We start from the raw sequence: 20,913 nt of genomic DNA on the forward strand, positions 1-20,913 counted from the left end.
CGGATCGGCGCAGAAGTGCCCACCTCGGTCGCAGCGCGGCGTGGCCTGCGTGGAATCATCGACGGCATGTCGAGCACTGCAGAACAGAACGCCACGAAGCCGAAGGCCCGCCCCCGTGTGCTGTCCGGCATCCAGCCCACCTCGGATTCGTTCCACCTCGGGAACTTCCTCGGGGCGCTGGCGCAGTGGGTTCCGGCGCAGGACGAGAACGACGCCTTCTACTTCATCCCCGATCTGCACGCGATCACCGTTCCGCACGAGCCGAAGCTGCTGCGCAAGCGAGTGCTCGTCTCCGTGGCGCAGTTGCTCGCGATCGGTATCGATCCGGAGAAGTCCGTGCTGTTCGTGCAGAGCCAGGTGCCCGAGCACGCCGAGCTCGCCTGGGTCCTGAGCTGCATCACCGGTTTCGGTGAGGCCAGCCGGATGACGCAGTTCAAGGACAAGTCGGCCAAGCAGGGCACCGAGCACGCCGGCGTCGGCCTGTTCACCTATCCGATCCTCATGGCCGCCGACATCCTGCTCTACCGCGCGAGCCACGTGCCGGTGGGGGAGGACCAGCGTCAGCACCTCGAACTCACGCGAGATCTCGCGCAGCGCTTCAACTCCCGCTTCGGCAAGACCTTCGTCGTCCCCGAGCCGACGATCGTGAAGGAGACCGCGAAGATCTACGATCTGCAGGATCCGACGTCGAAGATGAGCAAGTCCGCGACGACCGACGCGGGCCTGATCAATCTCCTCGACGATCCGAAGGTGTCGGCGAAGAAGATCCGCTCCGCGGTGACCGACAACGAGCGGGAGATCCGTTTCGACCGGGAGAACAAGCCCGGGGTGTCGAACCTGCTCACGATCCAGTCTGCGCTGTCGGGTCGCAGCGTCGACGAACTCGTCGCCGGCTACGAGGGCAAGGGTTACGGCGATCTGAAGGCCGACACCGCAGAGGTCCTCACCGAGTTCGTCACCCCGATCCGCACCAAGGTCGACGAGTACCTGGCCGACCCGGCCGAACTGAACCGCATTCTCGCGGGCGGCGCGGACCGCGCTCGCGAGGTCGCATCCCGCACCTTGGCGCAGGTCTATGACAAGGTGGGTTTCCTGCCGCGGACCTAGACGAAGGAGCACCCGGATGGCCGGCGAACCCGACGAGAAGCCGGGATTTCTCGAGCGTCAACGCGCGGCCCATCCCGTGCTCGACCGCATCCTCCGGGCCGGGGTTCGGTACCAGGAGAACAAGGGCGACTACTACGCGGCCGGTCTGACCTACTTCACGGTGCTGGCGATCGTCCCGATCATCATGGTCGTGTTCTCGCTGGCCGGTTTCGTGCTTGCCGGGCGACCCGAACTGCTCGACGGGATCCGGCAGGTCATCTCCGAGAACATTCCCGGTCAGCTCGGCGGCACCGTGCAGAGCCTGATCGACTCGGCGATCGAATCCCGCGGCGCGGTCGGCCTCATCGGCCTGCTCACCGCCTCGTATGCCGGTCTGGGCTGGATCACGAATCTTCGCGAAGCCCTCACCGCCATGTGGGAGCACCCGCGCGACAAGGGCAACTTCTTCGTAGTGAAGTTGCGCGACGGGGGCGCACTTCTCAGTCTCGGACTCGCGATGACCGTGTCGTTGGGGCTCTCGGCGCTGAGCAGCGGGCCGATCGCGCGCAGGATCGTCGAGCTGCTCAACATGGAGAATCTCGTCGGCATCGGCGTGGGTCTGCGAATTCTGGCTCTGGTGGCGGCCACTGCCGCCACCGGTCTGGTGTTCACCTGGGTGATCGCTCGCCTGCCCCGCGAACCCGTTCCGTTCCGCAGCGCGCTCGTCGCGGGTGCGATCGCCGGGATCGGTTTCGAACTGCTCAAGCAGACGGGTTCGATCTACCTCGAACGTGTGCTCAACGGCCCGGCCGGCGTCGCCTTCGGCCCGATCCTCGGCATCCTCGTGTTCGGTAACCTCACGGCCCGCCTGGTGCTCTTCTGCACCGCGTTCGCAGCGACGTCCCGAGCGAGCCTCGCACTCGCACACCATCCCGCGCCTACAGGGGCGGTCATCACGCCTCGCCTCGAGGTGCACGAGGGTCTCGACGCGCGCCGCGGCGCCGCAATCCTCGGTGCGGGCCTGGTCGGTGGACTCCTCGCCGGGCTGCGCTTCCGGAGGAAATGAGCGAACTCCCGGGGTGAAAACTCGGTTCGGGGGTGCCGATCGTGCCGCGGACGGGCGACGATGGAGGCGTGGCAAAACAGTCGCGATCCGCCGCGTCCCAACGCGCGTTCCGGGTGACTCCGCGCAGAGCGCTCGCGGCCGTCCTGGTCCTGCTCGCTGCGCTGTTCGTTCTCCAGAACCGCAACAGTACGAGCATCGACCTCTTCTGGATCTCGCTGCAGGCACCGCTGTGGCTGGTGCTCGTCATCATCTTCGCGGTCGGGTGGGTCGCGGGCTTCCTGTTCGCACGCGGACGCTGATCCGCATCGGTGCGGCCACCGGCAACGGAGCACAGGGGAGTGGGCACAGCGGAGTGGGCACAGCGGAGTAGGCACCGACGACAGCAGGCCCGTCCCCGAAGGGACGGACCTGCTGTCGTGCGAGGTGATCAGCGAGCGAACATGAGCGCGCGCTTGACCTCCTGGATCGCCTTCGTCACCTGGATGCCACGGGGGCACGCGTCGGTGCAGTTGAAGGTGGTGCGGCAGCGCCACACGCCTTCCTTGTCGTTGAGGATGTCCAGCCGCTCGGAGGCACCCTCGTCACGCGAATCGAAGATGAACCGGTGCGCGTTGACGATCGCGGCGGGACCGAAGTAGCTGCCGTCGCTCCAGTACACCGGGCACGAGGTGGTGCAGCACGCGCACAGGATGCACTTGGTGGTGTCGTCGAACCGGGCACGGTCGGCCTGCGACTGGATACGCTCGCGGGTCGGCTCGTTGCCGGAGGCGATGAGGAACGGCTTCACGGCGCGGTAGGCGTCGAAGAAGGGCTCCATGTCGACGACGAGGTCCTTCTCGACCGGAAGGCCACGGATCGGCTCGATCGTGATCGTGACGTCCTTGCCGTTCTTGTCCAGCATGTCCTTCATGAGGATCTTGCAGGCGAGACGGTTGACGCCGTTGACACGCATCGCGTCCGAGCCGCACACGCCGTGGGCGCAGCTGCGACGGAAAGTGAGCGTGCCGTCGAGGTAACCCTTGACGTAGCCCAACAGGTTGAGCAGACGGTCGGACGGCAGCGCCGGCACCTGGAACGAATCCCAGTGCTGACCCTTGTCGTCCTCCGGGTTGAACCGGGCGATCTTGAGGGTGACCATCGTCGCGCCCTCGGGCACGGGTGGCAGTGTCGACGCGCCCGTGTCGGTCTTCTCGATGGTTGTCATCAGTACTTACGCTCCATGGGCTCGTACCGGGTCTGGACCACCGGCTTGTAGTCCAGGCGAATGTCGGAGATCAGTTCCTCGCCCACCTTGTACGCCATGGTGTGCTTGAGGAAGTTCTCGTCGTCGCGCTTCGGGTAGTCCTCGCGGGCGTGTCCGCCACGCGATTCCTTGCGGTTCAGCGCGCCGACGACGGTGACCTCGGCCATCTCGAGGAGGAAGCCGAGCTCCAGCGCCTCGAGCAGGTCGCTGTTGTAGCGCTTGCCCTTGTCGTGGACCGTGATCTCCTTGTAGCGCTTCTTCAGCTCGTGGATGTCGTTGAGCGCCTGCGTCAACGTCTCCTCGGTGCGGAACACCGACGCGTTGTTGTCCATCGTCTGCTGCAGCTCGGTGCGGATGTCGGCCACCCGCTCCTTGCCGCCCTGGTGCAGGATCAGATCGAGCCAGTCGTCGACGTACTTCGTCGGCTGCTCGGGCATCTCGACGTGCTTCGTGCTGTTGGCGTACTCCGCGGCGGCGATGCCGGCGCGACGACCGAAGACGTTGATGTCGAGCAGCGAGTTGGTGCCGAGACGGTTGGCGCCGTGGACGGACACGCACGCGCACTCGCCGGCCGCGTACAGGCCGGGCACGACGTTCTCGTTGTCGCGGAGGACCTCGCCGTCGACGTTGGTCGGGATACCGCCCATGACGTAGTGGCAGGTCGGGAACACGGGCACGAGCTCGGTGACGGGGTCGACACCGAGGTAGGTGCGGGAGAACTCGGTGATGTCGGGGAGCTTCTCCTCGAGGACGTCCTCGCCGAGGTGGGTCACGTCGATGTAGACGTAATCCTTGTTCGGTCCGGCGCCGCGACCCTCGAGCACCTCGAGCACCATCGAGCGGGCGACGATGTCGCGGGGCGCGAGGTCCTTGATGGTGGGGGCGTAACGCTCCATGAACCGCTCGCCGTCGGCGTTGCGGAGGATGCCGCCCTCACCGCGCACGGCCTCCGAGATGAGGATGCCGAGACCGGCCAGGCCCGTCGGATGGAACTGGTGGAACTCCATGTCCTCGAGCGGGAGGCCCTTGCGGAAGATGATGCCGAGGCCGTCACCGGTGAGGGTGTGGGCGTTCGACGTCGTCTTGTACATACGGCCCGAGCCGCCCGTCGCGAAGACGATGGCCTTGGCGTGGAAGACGTGGATCTCGCCGGTCGCGAGCTCGTACGCGATGACACCCGTCGCGACGGGACCGTTCTCGGTCTCGGTGAGGGTGATGTCGAGTGCATAGAACTCGTTGAAGAACTCGACGTCGTGCTTGACGCAGTTCTGGTACAGCGTCTGCAGAATCATGTGGCCGGTGCGGTCGGCGGCGTAGCACGCGCGACGGACCGGGGCCTTACCGTGGTCGCGGGTGTGACCACCGAAGCGACGCTGGTCGATCTTGCCCTCGGGCGTCCGGTTGAACGGAAGACCCATCTTCTCGAGGTCGAGAACGGCGTCGATGGCCTCCTTGGCCATGATCTCCGCAGCGTCCTGGTCGACCAGGTAGTCGCCACCCTTGACGGTGTCGAAGGTGTGCCACTCCCAGTTGTCCTCTTCGACGTTCGCGAGGGCGGCGCACATGCCACCCTGAGCGGCGCCGGTGTGGCTGCGGGTGGGGTAGAGCTTCGTGAGCACTGCGGTGCGCGCACGCGGGCCGGCTTCGATGGCCGCACGCATGCCGGCGCCGCCGGCGCCGACGATGACTACGTCGTAACGATGTTCCTGCATGAAGGTTCGGCTCCCCTAGCTCGCCGTGATGTTCGGGTCGAAGGTGAAGATCACGTAGGTGCCCAGGCCCATGATCAGGATCATCGACACGACGAGGATCGTGTTGAGCCAGAACCGGGTGGAGTCCTTACGTGCGTAGTCCGCGATGACGGTGCGCAGACCGTTACCGCCGTGGAGCTGTGCGAGCCACAGCATCGACAGGTCCCAGAACTGCCAGAACGGGCTGGACCAGCGGCCTGCGACGAACGCGAAGTTGATGCGGTGCACGCCGTCATCGAGCATCAGCATGATGAAGAGGTGACCGAGGACCAGGATGATCAGGGCCAGGCCGGACAGGCGCATGAACAACCAGGCGTAGAGCTCGAAGTTGTTCTTCGCGGCACGCCGCGGCGTGCGCGGGTTGTCGAGGCCTGCGGGCCGGTCGTATTCCTTACCCAGAGTCTTCGCTTCGGTCATGTCAGTGCCCCGCAAACGTGTTGAAGAGGATGCGAACGGCCGCGGGGATCATCACCACGAACCAGATCGCGAGGATCGTCCAGAGCATCACGCGCTGGTACTTCGGGCCCTTCGACCAGAAGTCCACGAGCATGACCCGCAGGCCGTTGAGTGCGTGGTACAGGACCATCGCGACCAGGCCGAGCTCCATGAGGCCGACGATCGGGTTCTTGTACGTATCGATCACCGCGTCGTAGGTCTCGGGGTTGACCCGGACGAGTGCGGTGTCGAGGACGTGGACGAAAAGGAAGAAGAATGTCGCCACGCCCGTGATCCGGTGCAATACCCAGGACCACATGCCGGGATCTCCCCGGTAAAGCGACCGTGTGCGCCCCGCCTTTGCGGGGGCGGCTTCAGTCGTGCTGCTCATCGAGTGCTGTGCCTCCAACGTCAATGGTGGACGCGTCGAGCTGCTCCTACCTGTGGGGGATTCCGCAGTACGGGCCCGACGTGAACCTGAACCGACTTGGATCGACTCTAGACCCATCCCAAACTCGGGAACCAATCTCCTGCGCCATTCGTACAGGCCCCAAAAGCGAAGTTAGGTTTGCCTTTCCAACTGTGATCTGGCGCAGTGGGGGTCGCCTATCGTCGTCCACGCCACCGTGACAGGATGGGGAACCATGCCGGACATCGACTGGAAAATGTTGCGCGCCAAAGCACATGAGGTGATGGGTCGAGCCTACGCCCCCTACTCCGGGTTCCCGGTGGGGGCTGCCGGCCTCACCGTCGACGGTCGGATGGTCCTTGGGTGCAATGTGGAAAATGTCTCACACGGACTGGGACTGTGTGCCGAATGTGTACTCGTCGGTAACTTGTTCGCCCAGGGTGGAGGGCGTCTGCGGGCCGTCGCCGTCTGCGACTCCCGAGGCCACGTCCTGACCCCGTGCGGCCGGTGTCGGCAGGTGCTCCTCGAACACGGCGGTCCCGATCTCGAGGTCGACGCCCAGGGTGGCCCGCGTCGCCTCTGCGAGCTCCTCCCCGACGCGTTCGGCCCCGACGATCTGGCGGCCGTGCGGGAGAACGAGGACCGCCGTGCCTGACATCGTCACCGTCATCCGCCGCAAGCGCGACGGACACGAGCTCTCCGGCGCCGAGATCGACTGGGTCATCGAGGCGTTCACCCACGGGATCGTCTCCGACGCCCAGATGTCGGCCCTGGCGATGGCAGTCTGGTTCCGCGGCATGAGTCGGGCCGAGACAGCACGCTGGACCACCGCCATGATCGACTCCGGTCGCCGTCTCGATTTCTCCGCTCTCGGCCTGCGCACCGTCGACAAACACTCGACAGGCGGTGTGGGGGACAAGATCACACTGCCGCTCGCACCGCTCGTCGTGGCCTGCGGCGTCGCGGTCCCGCAATTGTCGGGCCGCGGTCTCGGTCACACCGGCGGCACCCTGGACAAGCTCGAGGCGATCCCCGGCTGGAAGGCCGATCTGACCACCGCGGAGATCGCCGAGATCCTCAGCGACCCGGCCGTCGGTGCGGTCGTGTGCGCGGCGAGTGCCGATCTCGCCCCCGCCGACCGCAAGCTCTACGCGCTGCGCGACGTCACCGGGACCGTCGAGTCGATCCCGCTCATCGCCAGCTCGATCATGAGCAAGAAGATCGCCGAGGGCACCGGAGCCCTCGTCCTCGATGTGAAGGTCGGCAGCGGCGCCTTCATGAAGGAACTCGGCGAGGCCCGCGAGCTCGCGCGCACCATGGTCGAACTCGGCACCGACGAAGGGCTGCCCACGACGGCCCTGCTCACCCGCATGGACAGCCCGCTCGGGCGCACGGCGGGCAACGCGCTCGAGGTCCGGGAGGCCGTCGAGGTGCTCGCCGGCGGCGGACCCGACGACGTCGTCGAGCTGACCCTGGCCCTGGCCCGCGAGATGCTCGCCGCCGCCGGTGTCGACGATGTCGATCCCGCCGACCGACTGCGCGACGGCACCGCAATGGACCGGTGGAACGCGATGATCGCCGCCCAGGGCGGCGACCCCGCGGCGCCGTTGCCGGTCGCGACCCACACCGAGACCTTCCACGCCGACGCGGACGGGGTGGTCTCCGAACTCGACGCGTACAAGGTCGGTATCGCCGCCTGGCGGCTCGGAGCCGGCCGCGAACGGCAGGGTCAGGACGTGCAGCCCGGGGCCGGTATCGAACTGCACGCGGTCCTCGGTGATCGCGTCCGCGCGGGGCAGCCGATCGCGACGCTGCACACCGACACTCCGGGACGTATCCCCGACGCGCTCGCCGCCCTCCGCGGCGGTGTCCGAATCTCCGACACGGCCCCCGTTCGGCAGCCGCTCGTGATCGAACGGATCCGGGCGTAGGGGCTCGGTGGCCGGAGACCGAGCGGAACCGGCCGCCGCCGACTACCGTCCCGATCATGAACGGCCGTCTGACTCCCGAACTCGTTCGCACCGCACCCAAAGTGGTCCTACACGATCACCTGGACGGCGGACTCCGTCCCCGGACGGTCCTCGAACTCGCGGACGCGTGCGGGTGGTCGTTGCCCGCGGACACCGAAGCGGATCTCGCCCGCTGGTTCCGCGAATCCGCCGACAGTGGGTCGCTCGAACGCTATCTCGAGACCTTCGAGCACACCGTCGCCGTGATGCAGACGGCAGAAGGACTCGAACGCGTCGCACGCGAGTGCGTCCTCGACCTCGCCGACGACGGCGTGGTGTACGCCGAGGTGCGGTTCGCGCCCGAGCAGCACCTGGAGAAGGGACTGTCTCTGGACGAGGTCGTCGAGCGCGTCCTCGAAGGCTTCCGCGCCGGGGAATCGGAGGTGGCCGCCGGTGGTCGTCGCATCCGGGTGCGCTGCCTGCTCACTGCGATGCGGCACGCTGCACGCTCGTTGGAGATCGCCGAACTCGCCGTGCGCTTCCGGGACCGCGGCGTGGCGGGATTCGACATCGCCGGCGCCGAAGCGGGCAACCCGCCCAGCCGTCATCTCGACGCCTTCGAGTACACCCGCGCGGCCAACGCGCACTTCACGATCCACGCCGGTGAGGCGTTCGGGCTCCCGTCCATCCACGAAGCGGTCGCCTTCTGCGGCACCGACAGACTCGGCCACGGTGTGCGCATCGTCGACGACATCGAAGTGCACGACGACGGAACCGCCACTCCTGGCCGGCTCGCGAACTACATCCGCGACAAGCGCATCCCCCTCGAACTGTGCCCGTCGTCGAACGTGCAGACCGGCGCGGTGCGCACGCTCGCCGAGCATCCCTTCGACCTGCTCGCCCGCCTGCGCTTCCGCGTCACCGTCAACACCGACAACCGGTTGATGAGCGACACCACGATGACGCAGGAGATGGTGCGGCTCGTCGAGACCTTCGACTACAGCTGGGTCGACCTCGAACGGTTCACGATCAACGCGATGAAGTCGGCCTTCCTCCCGTTCGACCAGCGACTGGAACTGATCGACGACGTCATCAAGCCTGGATACGCCGTCCTCGTCGGGTAGAGACCGCGACCCGCAGATACCTCTATGGGTGCGCGGGGCGGGAAATGGTCATCGGAGCGCGTTACAACGCGCTCTTGTGACCACTTCGCGCGCCGGAGTGCCCAAGTGGAGCTGTCGTCAGTGCCGACCCGACGCGACGCGCGTCAGTGCCGACCCGACGCGACGCGCGTCAGTGCCGACCCGACGCGACGCGCGTCAGTGCCGACGCAGTCGCGCTTCGAACTCGCGCTCGAGCTCGCGCCAGGCGAGGGATTCGGTGTCGAACGGCGGCTTGGGTGCCGTGTGTCCCGAGTCGGGTTCGATCACGTGGTTGACGAACCAGCCGAGTTCCGTGGACGCGGCGAGCGCGGCCTCCGTCGAGTCGTCGTCCGCGAAGTTCGCTGCGTCGACGAACAACTCGACCGCGAGTTCGAGCTGGTCGGGGTCGACGGCCGCAACACCCTGAGCGATGTCGTCGGCGATCCCGGTGAGCACATAGACGTTGTCGTCGGTGACCGTCACGTCGAGCGATCCGTCGACGGCGGCGAGCTGGATCTCCGTGTACGGCTCGAGCGTCGCGAGGTCGTGGTCGTGGTTGTCGGCGAGGTGGCGGGCCAGCGCGCGCTCGGACGGGAAGACGTCGATCGTGCCGTCGTGGCCGAGGAAGACGGCGTCGTCGTTCACGTAGCACCGCAGCGAGTACCAGGTGCCGTCGGTCGTGATGATCCGGATGGGATCGATGCCGACCCGGGCCCAGAACTCGTAGCCGTCGTCCTCGTCATCGGTGTCGATGAACTCGTACTCGTCGTCGGCGTCGACGTCCTCGACCGTGTCGTCGGCCTCGACCTCGTTTTCGTCGACCGCGACGAGCTCGGATTCGATCTCGGCGACCACGGCAGCATCGACGTCGGGAGTGGAGATCACGGCGTCGAGCGCGTCGATCACGCCGTCCCAGTCCTGCGCGACCGCGGTTCCGACGCGATTCCACAGGTCGAGGCCCTCACGCGTGCGGAAGGCCGAGACACCGTGCTGCAACAGGAGGTCGATCTCCTCGCGTTCGAAGAACTTCGTCACGACGTCGAGATCGCAGACGTCGCCGAGGATGCTCACGATGTCGAAGGTGTCCTGCAGCTCGGACACCGACACGGGATCCGGATCGTCGGCCACGAGTTCGGGGACGCCGACGAGGTCGTAGGTGTGCGGTTCGTCGGGTTCGAACTCCGAGGCCGCAAGCTTGGACACGATCGGCCACGCCTCGTGCTCGACGAGGTCGTTGTCGGCACCCGAACGCACGAACGCGACGAGCTCGGGGACCGACGGGAAGGCGTACAGATCGTCGCCGTGGCCGAGGAATGCCTCCCACTCGTCGTCGCCTTCGCGCCAGCGCGGCGCCCAGAGCGTCACGAGGTTGCCGTCGGTGAGACCGAGCTCGATCGGGACGATGTCTCCAGCCATGGCGCGAAGCCTAGCCATGTCGGCGCCGAGAATATAGCCGGGGGCGGCTCGCTATCGGTTTCATCGCGTTACCGGACGGTCGCCGACGGTGACCGGGTGGTGACCGACGGCGACCGGACCGGCGTCGCTCGCGTCGAGGGCCGCGCGGAGCTCGTCCATCGCGGAGACGCGCGCGGCAGCGGCCTGCCGTGCGGCGTCGTGCACGGTCGCGAGAATCACCGCGGCCAGTTCGCGGGGGTCGGTGCCGCCGATCGGCTCGGCCAGCACGAGTCCTTCGAGCGCTCCCGAACCGTCCACACGGGCGGTCACGCGTCCGTCGGGACTGCTCGCGGTGCCCCGGACCGCGCCGAGCCTCTCCACCGTGCGTTCGAGCGCATCGAGCCGGACGTGGGCTCGGTCGACGATCGCCTCCACCATCGGTTCGCTCATCGAACGAGACTTCCACGACGATCGGTCGGTCCGTCCGCCAGGTCGGCGCGGGACGGCAGCCGCATCCGGTCGAGGATCTCGCGGGGGACACCTTCGGCGGCGAGGCGTTCGCCGCGGACCACCGCGGCCTCGAGAGCGGCCTGCCGGTTCAAGGCGAGGATCTGATCGGCCAGTTGCCTTGCTCCGTAACGTAACTCGCGGGGGTCGATGCGAAGGTCCACGGGTAGTCCACCGTCCGTCGTGCGCACCGAGATCGTCCCGGCCCGGTTGTGGGCGGTGGCCGTGATCGGTTCCGTCGTCGTGCTGTCCATATCGGGTTGGACGCAGCGCGAGCCCGGCCGGTTCCCTCCCGGTGCGGAGATTCTCCGGAATCAGCCGGCGGTCGGGCGGTAGACACCGTGGAAGGCCATTCCACCGTTGCTGGTGCGCATCGGCGTCACGGAGACGGGGTCGCCCGCCTCGACCATGAGGCCGTTGCCCACCACCATCGCCACGTGCCCGTCCCACACGACGAGGTCTCCGGGCAGGGCGGCCGCAGGATCCACCCGTGTGCCGACGTCCTGTTCCTGGGCCAACCGCGGCAGTTCGACCCCAGCCTGCGCGTAGGCGTACTGCGTCAGTCCGCTGCAGTCGAGGCCGGAGCCGGGACTCGTGCCGCCCCACACGTACGGGGTGCCCTGCTGGGCGAGGGCGTGACGCACCGCTGCCGCAGCGGTCTCGTTCGGTGCCAGGCTGACGCTGCCGTCCGGAAGCCGCACCTCCACGCCCGTCGAGAGCCCTCCACCGAAGGTGTGGAGCGAACGTGGCTCGTCGCCGGCCGGGTCGGGGCCGGGATGGTGGCCGGAGTCGATCGGGGGAGCGGAGGGCTCGGGTGGAAGGAGTGCGGACGCCCGATCGGTCAGCTCCGCGAGCGTTCCGGTCACCTGTGTCAGCACGTCCAGCCCGGCGACGAGGTGGTCGATCGCCACTGCGAGGAGCGCGAGCTGCCCCTGTGGAAGCGACGTCGCGGGTGCGGCCTGCTCGGCGAAGGTGACGAACGAGTCGACGAGACGAGCGATCTCGGCCGCACCGGTGACCACCGTGACGGTCGCCTCGAGCGCGATCCCGGCCAGTGCCGACCCACGATCGGCCGCCGCGAGGACGTCGGCGAGGACCTGCTCGGCACTCGCGATCGCCTGCGAGGCGGCCGGGCCACCCCAGGCCCAGGCGAGCTCGGCGACGGCGTCGCGCCCGGTCGCATGTACCTCCTCGGCCCACTGCGCACCGATGCGCACCATCTCGCCCGGATCGACGCCGGGTGGCAGCGCGGTGCCGAACGCGTCGAGCAGGCCGGTCAGCGGAGCGACGAGCAGATCCCCTCCGATCACAGTGACTCCACGACGGAGTCGAGTCGTGCGGCGGTGTCGTCGGTGGTGTGCTCGTAGGCGGCCACGGAGGCCTTCGCGGCGTCTCCCATTCCGCCGAGCAGGTCGCCGAGCCGGCCGAGATCGCGCACGTGCGCGGAGTGGGTCGCGGTGAGAGCGGCGAGCACGGGTGCCCCGATCGGACCCAGTGCGGCGCTCAGCGCCGAGGGGTCGCCGTGCCCTGTCCGTTCGGCGGCCTCGTGCAGGCGCGCGGCGAGTTCGACGGCGTCGTCGCCGAACCTCCCGACGGCACTCGTGTCGATCCGTATCGCGTCCCTACCGGAGTTCTCGGTCACCTCGTCGCCTCTCGCGTCGTTGATGTGGGATTCGGCACCTTCGGAGGGTTCCGTCCCTGCCTGGTTCGACGCACCCGACTGCCGATCGGTTCCGTCGTTCTATCCTTCGGACATGGATTCGCTCGTCGTCGACCATCCGCTCGCTGCTTCGCTCCTGACCATCCTTCGCGACGAACGCAGCGACAACGCTGCCTTCCGGCACGCGTTGAGGCGGCTCACCCAGATGCTCGTCTACGAGGCGGTGCGCGATGCGCCCACCGAGACGTTCGACGTCAAGACGCCGGTCGCGGTGACGACGGGGGTACGGTTGCAGCAGCCTCCGCTGCTCGTCCCGGTTCTTCGCGCCGGCCTCGGCATGGTCGAACAGGCCCACGCCCTGATTCCCCAGGCGCAGGTCGGTTTCGTCGGTCTCGCTCGTGACGAGAAGACCTTCGAGCCGGTGCCCTATCTGGAGTCGTTGCCGGAGGACCTGTCGGGTCTTCCCGTCTTCGTGCTCGACCCGATGCTCGCGACCGGGGGGTCGATGGTGCACACTCTCGACATCCTCGCCCAGCGCGGTGCCACGGATATCACCGCGATCTGTGTGGTCGCGGCGCCGCAGGGCGTCGAGGCCCTTGCTGCCTCGGGTCATCCGGTCCGGTTGGTCACGGCGTCGGTCGATGAAGGTCTCAACGAGAACAAGTACATCGTGCCGGGTCTCGGCGATGCGGGGGACAGGCAGTTCGGGCCGCGATAAACCGCGCGTCGTGTGTTACTCGTGTGACTGACGGTACGGATGTGACACCCGACCGCAGTCATCTCGTTATCGAAAAACAACCCGCAGGTCTCGATTTCTTCTTACGCTCGGTGTGCTCCGTGTGAAGTCCACTGCGTAGGTACAGCCGGAGATGGGGTCGGCGGAATGGCAAGAATCTTCTCCCGCAATCTGATTCGTGGAAGTGTCAGAGCGGCTTCGGTGGTCGCGGTCGCCGTCCTCGCCGCAGTGACGAGTCACGGCACGGCTGCGGCTGCTGTCGACAACTCGCGTATCCTCCCGTTGGACGGAGGGCACGCGATCGAAGTGATCCAGGCCGACACCTCGACACAGTCGGTGCCGCCGCTCGACAGCTCACCGCTGAGTGTCGAGTTCTTCCACGACGAGATTGCTACCGTTCGGATCACCGGTCCGAATGCGGCGAACTTCGTCGGGACGGCGGTGGAGGTCGGTTTCCAGGTCGGCTACCCGGTCGCGCTGCCGGGGGCGACGGTCACCGTCATCACTCCGAGCCTGTCCTGGGGTGTGGACAACGGTGCGGCCATCGGCCTCTCGCTCGACAACGAAGGTGGTGCCTCGCTCGATCTCGGCCTGGAGGCGGGTGGTTCGCTCAGCGGCGACATCATCCCGTCCCAGGAGATCGAGATCCCGCTCGAGCCGGGCGGCATCACGTCCGTCCCGATCGTCGAGGGCTTCGAGTTCGACGGCAGCTCGACGACCATCCGGATCGCCGGCGTGCACGGCTCGGTCTCGGGAGCCATCGGGCCGGTGATGATCCGTCCGTACCTGAAGGCTGTCACCGCCGACCGGAACACCGTCGTCACTTACGGTGTGCCGCAGCAGGTTTGATTGCAGCAGCAGGTCTGATCGAATCGGGTCCTGGCCCGGCCGGATCCGGCCGGGTCAGGGGTTCTCGTCACCGAGCGAGGCCGCCCATCCGCGCAGGGCGTCGAGTATCGCTTCCGCCGCCGGGCGGTCCCGCTCCGTGACCACCTCCAGGTAGACCTTGAGCTTCGGTTCGGTGCCCGAGGGGCGCACCACCACGCGCACCCTCGGCCCGCCCGCGACGTCCTCGCGACTCTCGAAGACGAGAGCGTCGGTGTGCATCGGTCCCGGGCTCTCGGCGAGATCGGTCGCGGTCACCTCCAGACCCGCGAGGGTCGTCGGCGGCTCCGCACGCAGTCGCGTCATCACGGTGCCGATGCGCTGCAGGTCGTCGACGCGGATCGACACCTGATCGCCGACGTGGACACCGAGTTCGCGATGCAGGTCGTCGAGTGCGTCGAGCAGTGTCCGGCCGGCCTGCTTCAAATCGGCCGCGTAGTCGGCGACCATTACGGCGGTCGCGATGCCGTCCTTGTCGCGCACAGCGTCCGGATCGACGCAGTGCCCGATCGCCTCCTCGTACGCGTAGACGAGGCCGTCACCGGCGCGGGCGAGCCACTTGAAACCCGTGAGCGTCTGCGCATATCGCGCGCCGCGTGCGGTCGCGAGTCGCCCCAGCATGGTCGACGAGACAATGGTGGTCGCGACCAGTGAGCCGGGCGGTGACGACGCGAGGATCCGGTCGCCGAGCAGGACCCCGGTCTCGTCGCCGCGCAGCATCGTCCATCCCCGCGGGCCCGGGACACCGACGGCGCAACGATCGGCATCGGGATCGAGCGCCAGGGCGATGTCGGCGTCGACCTCGGCCGCCAGCGCGAGCAGAGCCTCTGTTGCGCCCGGTTCCTCGGGGTTGGGGAAGGCGACGGTGGGAAACGCCGGGTCGGGTGCGAACTGGGACGCCACGACGTGGATGTCGTCGAATCCCGCGGAACGCAGGGCCGCGACTGCCGTCTCGCCGCCGACACCGTGCAGTGCCGTCAGGGCGATGCGCATGCCTCGGTGCGGTGAGCGGGGGAGCGACGCGACCCGGGCGAGATAGCGGTCGACGAGGTCGTCACCCGACGGCGCGACCGGCATCCGGGGCACGTCCGCGGCGGAACCGACGGCGTCGATCGCCGTTTCGATCTCCCGATCGGCGGGTGCGGCCAGTTGCGCTCCGTCGGCGAGATAGACCTTGTACCCGTTGTCGGCGGCGGGATTGTGCGATGCCGTGATCTGCACGCCCGCAACGGCGCCCAGCGCCCGTACCGCGAAGGCGGTCAGCGGGGTGGGGAGCGGCTCTCCGAAGGCGACGACCTCGAAGCCGGCCGCGGCGAGAACCTCTGCCGCGGCGGTGTGGAATTCCGCCGAGCCCGTACGGGCGTCGCGGCCGACGACGACGGTGCCGTCGCCCTGCCCGTTCGCCTCGAGCCACGCCGCGAGTCCGGCGGTGGTGCGGACGACGACGGGTACGTTCATGCAGTCCGGTCCGTCGCCGACCGGGCCGCGCAACCCCGCGGTGCCGAATCGCAGCGTCACAGCCGGGCCGCCAGATCGCGCAGAAGATCGCCCATCCGGGTCGCGGCCGCACGACCCGCGGCCAGTACCTCGGTGTGGTCGAGGGGAGCGCCGGTGATGCCGGCCGCGGCGTTGGTCACCAGCGAGACCGCGAGCACGCGCGCTCCGGCCGCGCGCGCCGCGATGGTCTCGTGGACCGTGGACATGCCGACGAGGTCGGCGCCGAGGGTGCGCAGCATCCGGATCTCCGCCGGGGTCTCGTAGTGCGGCCCGGGCAGACCGGCGTAGACCCCTTCGCGCAGCGACGGATCGATCTCGCAGGCGAGTGCACGAAGATCCGGCGAGTAGGCGTCGACGAGGTCGACGAACTGGGCACCCACCAGCGGCGAGCGACCGGTGAGATTGAGGTGGTCCGAGATGAGAACCGGTTGTCCCACGGAGAACTCGGGATCGATGCCGCCCGCCGCATTGGTGAGGACGACGGTGCGGGCACCCGCTGCGACTGCCGTGCGCACGGGATGGACGACGCGGGCGAGGTCGTGCCCCTCGTAGGCGTGGATGCGGCCGGCGAGGACGAGGACGGCGTTGTCACCGGCGCGCACGGAGTGGATGTTCCCGGCATGCCCTGCCGCCGTCGGCGGTGCGAAGCCGGGCAGCTCGCTCATCGGGATCGTGGCGACGGGGATGCCGAAACTCTCGACTGCGGCCCGCCAGCCGGACCCGAGGACGACGGCGACGGAGTGTTCGGCGACCCCCGTCCGTTCGGCGAGAGCGGCGGCTGCGGCGTCGGCGGCCGCGGTGGGGTCGAAGACGTGATCGGGTTCTCCCATGGCATCGGACCCTAATCGCTCACAGCTTGTTACTCGTGGGTAAGTAGGCGCGGTATGCTGACGCGCATGCCTTACCTCGAACGTGACGGCGACGTCTTCGTCCTGCATCTCGGTGACCGTGACGCGGAGGTCTCCGAGAACCGGTTCCACCCCGATCGTCTCGCCGCGATCCACTCCCTCCTCGACGAGGTGGAAGCGCACGACGGACCCGCCGCCCTCGTGACCGCGGCGACCGGAAAGTTCTGGAGCAACGGACTCGACATCGACTGGGTCGGCGCGAACCTGCCGGATCTGCCGGGCTATCTGGACTCCGTCCACGCCCTCTATGTGCGGCTGCTCACCTTCCCGGCGGCGACGGTCGCGGCCGTGCAGGGGCACGCCTTCGGTGCCGGCGCGATGCTCGCGCTCGTGCACGACTTCCGGGTGATGCGCGGCGACCGCGGCTACTGGTGTCTGCCCGAGGTGCAGCTGAACATGCCGTTCACCGTCGGGATGTCCGCGCTGATCCGTTTCCGCCTGCCGATCCAGACGGCGGTCGAGGCCATCACCACCGGCCGTCGCTACGGCGGTGAGGACGCCGTGGCCGCGGGCATCGCCGAGCAGGCCGTCACCGGTGACGCCGTGCTCTCAACGGCGGTCGAGCGCGCAGCGGCGCTCACCGCCACCCGCGGGCCGAATCTGTCGGGCATCAAGCGCGGTCTGCACGCGCCGCTGATCTCGGCACTGGAGATCCGGACCGACGCGTCGAACTTCCGGTTCGGCTGATCGCCCCGCCGCGAAGTCGACGAACCGGTCGTACGCGCCGATCGATCGGGACGCGGTGAGCATGACAGACTGGACCCCGTGACGACCGACTACGCCACGGCGATCGAGGCTGCTTCCGACACCCTCGTCGGCCTGTCGCATTCCATCCACGCCGAACCGGAACTCGCGTTCGAGGAACACCGGAGCGCCGCGAAGATCGTCGAGGTGCTGCGCGACCACGATTTCGAGGTCACCACCGGCATCGCCGACCTGCCCACCGCCTTCGATGCGCGGTTCGGCAGCGGCGAACTCGTCCTCGCGTTCTGCGCCGAGTACGACGCACTGCCGGGCATCGGGCACGCGTGCGGCCACAACATCATCGCGGCGTCGGCCGTGGGCGCCGGGATCGGTCTCGCTGCGCTCGCCGACGAACTCGACGTGACCGTCCGCGTCATCGGAACCCCCGCGGAGGAAACCGGCGGCGGCAAGGTCCTCATGCTCGAACGCGGCGTCTTCGACGGCGTCGGTGCGGCGATGATGGTGCATCCCGGCCCGTTCGACATCACCGGGGCGACGTCGCTCGCCCTCGCCGACATCGCCGTCGAGTACGACGGCCGCGAGGCGCACGCCTCCGCGGCCCCCGAATACGGGCTCAACGCTGCCGACGCTGCGACCGTCGCCCAGGTCGCGGTTGGACTGCTGCGGCAGCACCTGCATCCCGGGCAACAGATCCACGGCATCGTCGCGCAGGGCGGGACGGCACCGAACATCGTGCCCAGCCACACCGAACTGCTGTACTACCTGCGGGCCGGGACGAGCGAACTCCTCGACGACCTCGTCGACCGCGCACGCAACTGCTTCGCCGCCGGGGCGCTGGCCACCGGATGCAACCACCGGATCCGGACGGTCTCGCCGACCTATACCGAACTCACTCCCGATCCGTGGCTGGTGCAGGCATATCGTGAGGAGATCATCGATCTCGGGCGCCGACCGCTGCCCGTCGAGGAGGAAGGAGCGCGCCCCCTGGGCAGTACCGACATGGGAAACGTGACGAACGTGGTGCCGGGAATCCATCCGGTCATCGGACTCGACTCCGGTGGCGCGGTGACACATCAGGCTGCATTCGCGGCCGCGTGTGTCACCGAGTCCGCCGATCGGGCAGTACTCGACGGAGCGCGTGCGCTCGCAGCGACCGCCGTACGCGCGGCGACCGATCCGGTCCACCGGGCACGGCTCCTCGAACAGGCCGGCCGTCGATGAACCCCTACGTCGAGAAGTGGTTGGACCGCCACACCGAGGACCTCTCGCTCTGGCGCCGTCACATCCATGCGAATCCCGAGCTCGCCCGGCAGGAGTACGCCACCACCGAGTTCGTCGCGAAGCACCTGCGCGCGGCCGGACTGGAGCCGAAGGTCCTGCCTCGCGGCACCGGCCTGATCTGCGATCTCGGTCCGACCGGCGGACCGCGCATCGCCCTGCGTGCAGACATGGACGCCCTGCCGATGCAGGAGGCCACCGGCCTGCCGTTCGAATCCACCGTCCCCGGTGTCTCGCACGTGTGTGGGCACGACGCCCACACCACCGTCGTGCTCGGTGCAGGTCTGGCGCTGGCCTCGATGCCCGAATTGCCGATCGGTGTCCGGCTGGTCTTCCAGCCCGCGGAGGAGGTCATGCCGGGCGGGGCGCTCGACGTCGTCGCGGCGGGCGGACTCGACGGGGTCGCGCGGATCTTCGCCTTGCACTGCGACCCGCGTCTCGAGGCGGGCAAGGTCGGTATGCGGGTCGGGGCGATCACCTCGGCGGCCGACACTGTCGAACTCGTCCTCGACTCACCCGGTGGGCACACCTCCCGGCCGCACCTGACCGGCGATCTCGTCTACGGCCTCGGTGCCGTCATTACGGGTCTTCCCGGCATGCTCAGCCGTCGCATCGATCCGCGCACCGGCACCGTCATGGTGTGGGGTGCGGTCAGCGCCGGCAAGGCACCGAACGCGATCCCGCGCACCGGCATGCTCGCGGGCACCGTCCGCACCGGCGACCACGACACCTGGCAGCTGCTCGAACCGATGGTCCGCGAAATCGTGCACGGTCTGCTCGCGCCCACCGGTGTCAGCTACGAACTGAACTATCGCCGCGGCGTGCCGCCGGTGGTCAACGACGAGGTGTCGGCGCGCATGTTCGAGGACGCGATCCGCGCGACCGGCCCCGACGCCCTCGCGGACACCCCACAATCCGGTGGGGGAGAAGACTTCTCGTGGTATCTCGAACACGTCCCCGGCGCCATGGGGCGGCTCGGGGTGTGGCCGGGGGTCGGGCCCGAACTCGACATCCACCAGCCCACCTTCGATCTCGACGAGCGGGCGCTGGCCGTGGGTGTGCGGGTGATGACGAATCTGGTTCTCGGCGCTGCGTGACGCAGCCCGAAATAAGCTCAGGCTTACCTGAACGGTAGGATGTGTGAGCTCACCCATACCAGGAGGAATCGATGTCCCTTCGACACCGGATCGGCGCAGGGCTGACGGCAGCCACGCTCGTCGCCGTTCTCGCCGCGTGCAGCGACAGCGGCTCGGGCGACACCACCCCGGACGCTTCGAACGGGGAGGCGCTCACGCTCTATTCCGGGCGTAGCGAGAACCTGGTGGGCCCGCTCGTCGAACAACTCGAAGGCACTCTCGGTTTCCCGATCGACGTCGTCTACGGCGGCACGCCGGAGATCACGGGCAAGCTCGTCGAAGAAGGTGCCGCATCGCCCGCCGATGTGGTCTTCAGCCAGGATGCCGGCGCGCTCGGTCTGCTCGACCGTTCGGGTCTGCTCGAGCAGCTGCCCGCGAGTGTGACGAATCAGGTGCCCGAGAACTACCGCGCGGAGGACGGCACCTGGGTCGCCACCTCTGCACGGGCTCGCGTCCTGGTCTACAACGACGACAAGGTGCAGCCGCAGGACCTGCCGAGCGGGATCGACGGGCTCCTCGACCCGAAGTGGAAGGGCCAGGTGGGTTTCGCGCCGACCAATGCGTCGTTCCAGTCGTTCGTGACCGGACTCCGTGTCTCCCGGGGCGAGGACGGTGCCCGCGAATGGCTCGAGGCGTTCAAGGCCAACGAACCGGTCGCCTTCGAAGGCAACGGACCTCTCATGGAGGGCGTCGACACCGGCCAGGTGACCCTCGGCCTCACCAATCACTACTACTGGTACGGGCTCGCGGACGAGAAGGGCGCCGACAACCTTGCCGTGCAGCTCCACTTCTTCGACGCGGGCGATCCCGGTGCCCTGGTGAACATCGCCGGCGCCGCGGTGCTCGCCACTACCGACCAGCGCGAGCAGGCCGAGCAGTTCGTGGCAGCGTTGCTCTCGCCCGAGTCGCAGACCTATTTCGCCGACGAGACCGCGGAGTATCCGGTCGTCGAGGGGACCGAAACCCAGACCGACCTGCGCCCGCTCTCCGAGATCGGGACCTCCGACATCGAACTGGCCGAACTGGCGTCCCTGGCCGAAACACAGGCGCTCCTGCAGGAACTGGAATTCATCTGATCACCCTCGCGACGCCGCGCGTCGGTACCCGACGCGGCCGGCCGATCCT

At 68.2% G+C, this 20,913-nt stretch carries 23 protein-coding genes; 12 read left to right on the plus strand and 11 right to left on the minus strand.

What is annotated here, in order from left to right; genetic code table 11:
• The first annotated feature begins 66 nt into the window (after nt 1-66).
• The 3 genes from trpS to ACQR3U_RS18200 all read left to right on the plus strand — a co-directional run bounded on the left by trpS (nt 67) and on the right by ACQR3U_RS18200 (nt 2,451).
• Entirely contained in the window at nt 67-1,107 is a 1,041-nt protein-coding gene (gene trpS / locus ACQR3U_RS18190; RefSeq protein ID WP_006550121.1) for a tryptophan--tRNA ligase, read from the plus strand.
• A gap of 16 nt (nt 1,108-1,123) precedes the next feature.
• Nucleotides 1,124-2,152: a YhjD/YihY/BrkB family envelope integrity protein gene (locus ACQR3U_RS18195; RefSeq protein ID WP_230811347.1), complete on the plus strand. Its 1,029-nt coding sequence runs from the start codon at nt 1,124-1,126 to the stop codon at nt 2,150-2,152.
• A gap of 68 nt (nt 2,153-2,220) precedes the next feature.
• Nucleotides 2,221-2,451, plus strand: a complete 231-nt coding sequence (locus ACQR3U_RS18200; protein WP_230811348.1) for a LapA family protein — start codon at nt 2,221-2,223, stop codon at nt 2,449-2,451.
• Between the two features lie 128 nt (nt 2,452-2,579).
• Here ACQR3U_RS18200 and ACQR3U_RS18205 read toward each other — a convergent pair whose 3' ends face one another.
• From ACQR3U_RS18205 to sdhC, 4 genes are read right to left on the minus strand one after another with little or no spacing between them, the layout of a single operon-like run.
• Nucleotides 2,580-3,356 (minus strand): succinate dehydrogenase iron-sulfur subunit, encoded by a 777-nt coding sequence (locus ACQR3U_RS18205; RefSeq protein ID WP_006550125.1) that lies wholly within the window; start codon nt 3,354-3,356, stop codon nt 2,580-2,582.
• Complete coding sequence (sdhA, locus tag ACQR3U_RS18210) at nt 3,356-5,107, minus strand: succinate dehydrogenase flavoprotein subunit (RefSeq protein WP_006550126.1); 1,752 nt, start codon at nt 5,105-5,107, stop codon at nt 3,356-3,358. The genes ACQR3U_RS18205 and sdhA overlap by 1 nt, the downstream gene beginning before the upstream one ends.
• A gap of 15 nt (nt 5,108-5,122) precedes the next feature.
• On the minus strand, nt 5,123-5,563 hold the full coding sequence (locus tag ACQR3U_RS18215; protein ID WP_006550127.1) for a succinate dehydrogenase hydrophobic membrane anchor subunit: 441 nt from the start codon (nt 5,561-5,563) through the stop codon (nt 5,123-5,125).
• Between the two features lies 1 nt (nt 5,564).
• Nucleotides 5,565-5,972 carry a succinate dehydrogenase, cytochrome b556 subunit gene (sdhC, locus tag ACQR3U_RS18220; protein ID WP_071935442.1) on the minus strand — a complete coding sequence of 136 codons (408 nt, stop codon included), beginning with the start codon at nt 5,970-5,972 and terminating at the stop codon, nt 5,565-5,567.
• A 253-nt stretch (nt 5,973-6,225) separates the two neighbouring features.
• Between sdhC and ACQR3U_RS18225 the strand changes: the two genes are divergently transcribed.
• Genes ACQR3U_RS18225 through ACQR3U_RS18235 form a run of 3 tightly spaced genes read left to right on the plus strand, consistent with a single transcriptional unit; the run spans nt 6,226 to nt 9,063 of the window.
• Nucleotides 6,226-6,645 carry a cytidine deaminase gene (locus tag ACQR3U_RS18225; RefSeq protein WP_006550129.1) on the plus strand — a complete coding sequence of 140 codons (420 nt, stop codon included), beginning with the start codon at nt 6,226-6,228 and terminating at the stop codon, nt 6,643-6,645.
• Nucleotides 6,638-7,921 (plus strand): thymidine phosphorylase, encoded by a 1,284-nt coding sequence (locus ACQR3U_RS18230; RefSeq protein ID WP_230811349.1) that lies wholly within the window; start codon nt 6,638-6,640, stop codon nt 7,919-7,921. The genes ACQR3U_RS18225 and ACQR3U_RS18230 overlap by 8 nt, the downstream gene beginning before the upstream one ends.
• Before the next feature lie 56 nt (nt 7,922-7,977).
• Nucleotides 7,978-9,063: an adenosine deaminase gene (locus ACQR3U_RS18235; protein WP_230811350.1), complete on the plus strand. Its 1,086-nt coding sequence runs from the start codon at nt 7,978-7,980 to the stop codon at nt 9,061-9,063.
• Nucleotides 9,064-9,258: 195 nt separating this feature from the next.
• Here the strand turns inward: ACQR3U_RS18235 and ACQR3U_RS18240 are convergent, their stop codons facing one another.
• The 5 genes from ACQR3U_RS18240 to ACQR3U_RS18260 are packed head-to-tail and all read right to left on the minus strand — an operon-like array spanning nt 9,259 to nt 12,625.
• Entirely contained in the window at nt 9,259-10,497 is a 1,239-nt protein-coding gene (locus tag ACQR3U_RS18240) for a hypothetical protein (RefSeq protein WP_064853108.1), read from the minus strand.
• A gap of 60 nt (nt 10,498-10,557) precedes the next feature.
• Nucleotides 10,558-10,926, minus strand: a complete 369-nt coding sequence (locus tag ACQR3U_RS18245) for a YbaB/EbfC family nucleoid-associated protein (protein ID WP_121208949.1) — start codon at nt 10,924-10,926, stop codon at nt 10,558-10,560.
• On the minus strand, nt 10,923-11,237 hold the full coding sequence (locus ACQR3U_RS18250; RefSeq protein ID WP_006550134.1) for a hypothetical protein: 315 nt from the start codon (nt 11,235-11,237) through the stop codon (nt 10,923-10,925). Before ACQR3U_RS18250 ends, ACQR3U_RS18245 begins: the two co-directional genes overlap by 4 nt.
• A 60-nt stretch (nt 11,238-11,297) precedes the next feature.
• Nucleotides 11,298-12,293 carry a C40 family peptidase gene (locus ACQR3U_RS18255; protein ID WP_024101553.1) on the minus strand — a complete coding sequence of 332 codons (996 nt, stop codon included), beginning with the start codon at nt 12,291-12,293 and terminating at the stop codon, nt 11,298-11,300.
• Nucleotides 12,290-12,625 (minus strand): type VII secretion target, encoded by a 336-nt coding sequence (locus tag ACQR3U_RS18260; RefSeq protein WP_230811351.1) that lies wholly within the window; start codon nt 12,623-12,625, stop codon nt 12,290-12,292. The genes ACQR3U_RS18255 and ACQR3U_RS18260 overlap by 4 nt, the downstream gene beginning before the upstream one ends.
• A 112-nt stretch (nt 12,626-12,737) precedes the next feature.
• Here ACQR3U_RS18260 and upp point away from each other — a divergent pair, with 112 nt between their 5' ends.
• Together upp and ACQR3U_RS18270 are read left to right on the plus strand one after the other, a co-directional pair.
• Entirely contained in the window at nt 12,738-13,361 is a 624-nt protein-coding gene (upp, locus tag ACQR3U_RS18265; protein ID WP_024101551.1) for a uracil phosphoribosyltransferase, read from the plus strand.
• Between the two features lie 165 nt (nt 13,362-13,526).
• Nucleotides 13,527-14,228, plus strand: a complete 702-nt coding sequence (locus tag ACQR3U_RS18270; RefSeq protein ID WP_230811352.1) for an MspA family porin — start codon at nt 13,527-13,529, stop codon at nt 14,226-14,228.
• Nucleotides 14,229-14,282: 54 nt separating this feature from the next.
• Here ACQR3U_RS18270 and ACQR3U_RS18275 read toward each other — a convergent pair whose 3' ends face one another.
• Complete coding sequence (locus tag ACQR3U_RS18275; RefSeq protein WP_230811353.1) at nt 14,283-15,782, minus strand: phospho-sugar mutase; 1,500 nt, start codon at nt 15,780-15,782, stop codon at nt 14,283-14,285.
• Nucleotides 15,779-16,591 (minus strand): purine-nucleoside phosphorylase, encoded by an 813-nt coding sequence (locus ACQR3U_RS18280; RefSeq protein WP_006550143.1) that lies wholly within the window; start codon nt 16,589-16,591, stop codon nt 15,779-15,781. Before ACQR3U_RS18280 ends, ACQR3U_RS18275 begins: the two co-directional genes overlap by 4 nt.
• Before the next feature lie 66 nt (nt 16,592-16,657).
• Between ACQR3U_RS18280 and ACQR3U_RS18285 the strand changes: the two genes are divergently transcribed.
• The 4 genes from ACQR3U_RS18285 to ACQR3U_RS18300 all read left to right on the plus strand — a co-directional run bounded on the left by ACQR3U_RS18285 (nt 16,658) and on the right by ACQR3U_RS18300 (nt 20,864).
• A complete protein-coding gene (locus ACQR3U_RS18285; protein ID WP_230811354.1) occupies nt 16,658-17,356 on the plus strand; it encodes an enoyl-CoA hydratase/isomerase family protein in 699 nt (232 codons plus the stop codon).
• A gap of 78 nt (nt 17,357-17,434) precedes the next feature.
• Nucleotides 17,435-18,595 carry a M20 family metallopeptidase gene (locus tag ACQR3U_RS18290; protein ID WP_024101547.1) on the plus strand — a complete coding sequence of 387 codons (1,161 nt, stop codon included), beginning with the start codon at nt 17,435-17,437 and terminating at the stop codon, nt 18,593-18,595.
• Nucleotides 18,592-19,749 (plus strand): M20 family metallopeptidase, encoded by a 1,158-nt coding sequence (locus tag ACQR3U_RS18295; RefSeq protein WP_006550147.1) that lies wholly within the window; start codon nt 18,592-18,594, stop codon nt 19,747-19,749. The genes ACQR3U_RS18290 and ACQR3U_RS18295 overlap by 4 nt, the downstream gene beginning before the upstream one ends.
• A gap of 71 nt (nt 19,750-19,820) precedes the next feature.
• Nucleotides 19,821-20,864, plus strand: a complete 1,044-nt coding sequence (locus ACQR3U_RS18300) for an iron ABC transporter substrate-binding protein (protein ID WP_006550148.1) — start codon at nt 19,821-19,823, stop codon at nt 20,862-20,864.
• Nucleotides 20,865-20,913 lie beyond the last annotated feature (49 nt).

Source organism: Rhodococcus sp. IEGM1339, assembly GCF_050321925.1.
GTDB classification, from domain to species: Bacteria; Actinomycetota; Actinomycetes; order Mycobacteriales; family Mycobacteriaceae; genus Rhodococcus; species Rhodococcus pyridinivorans.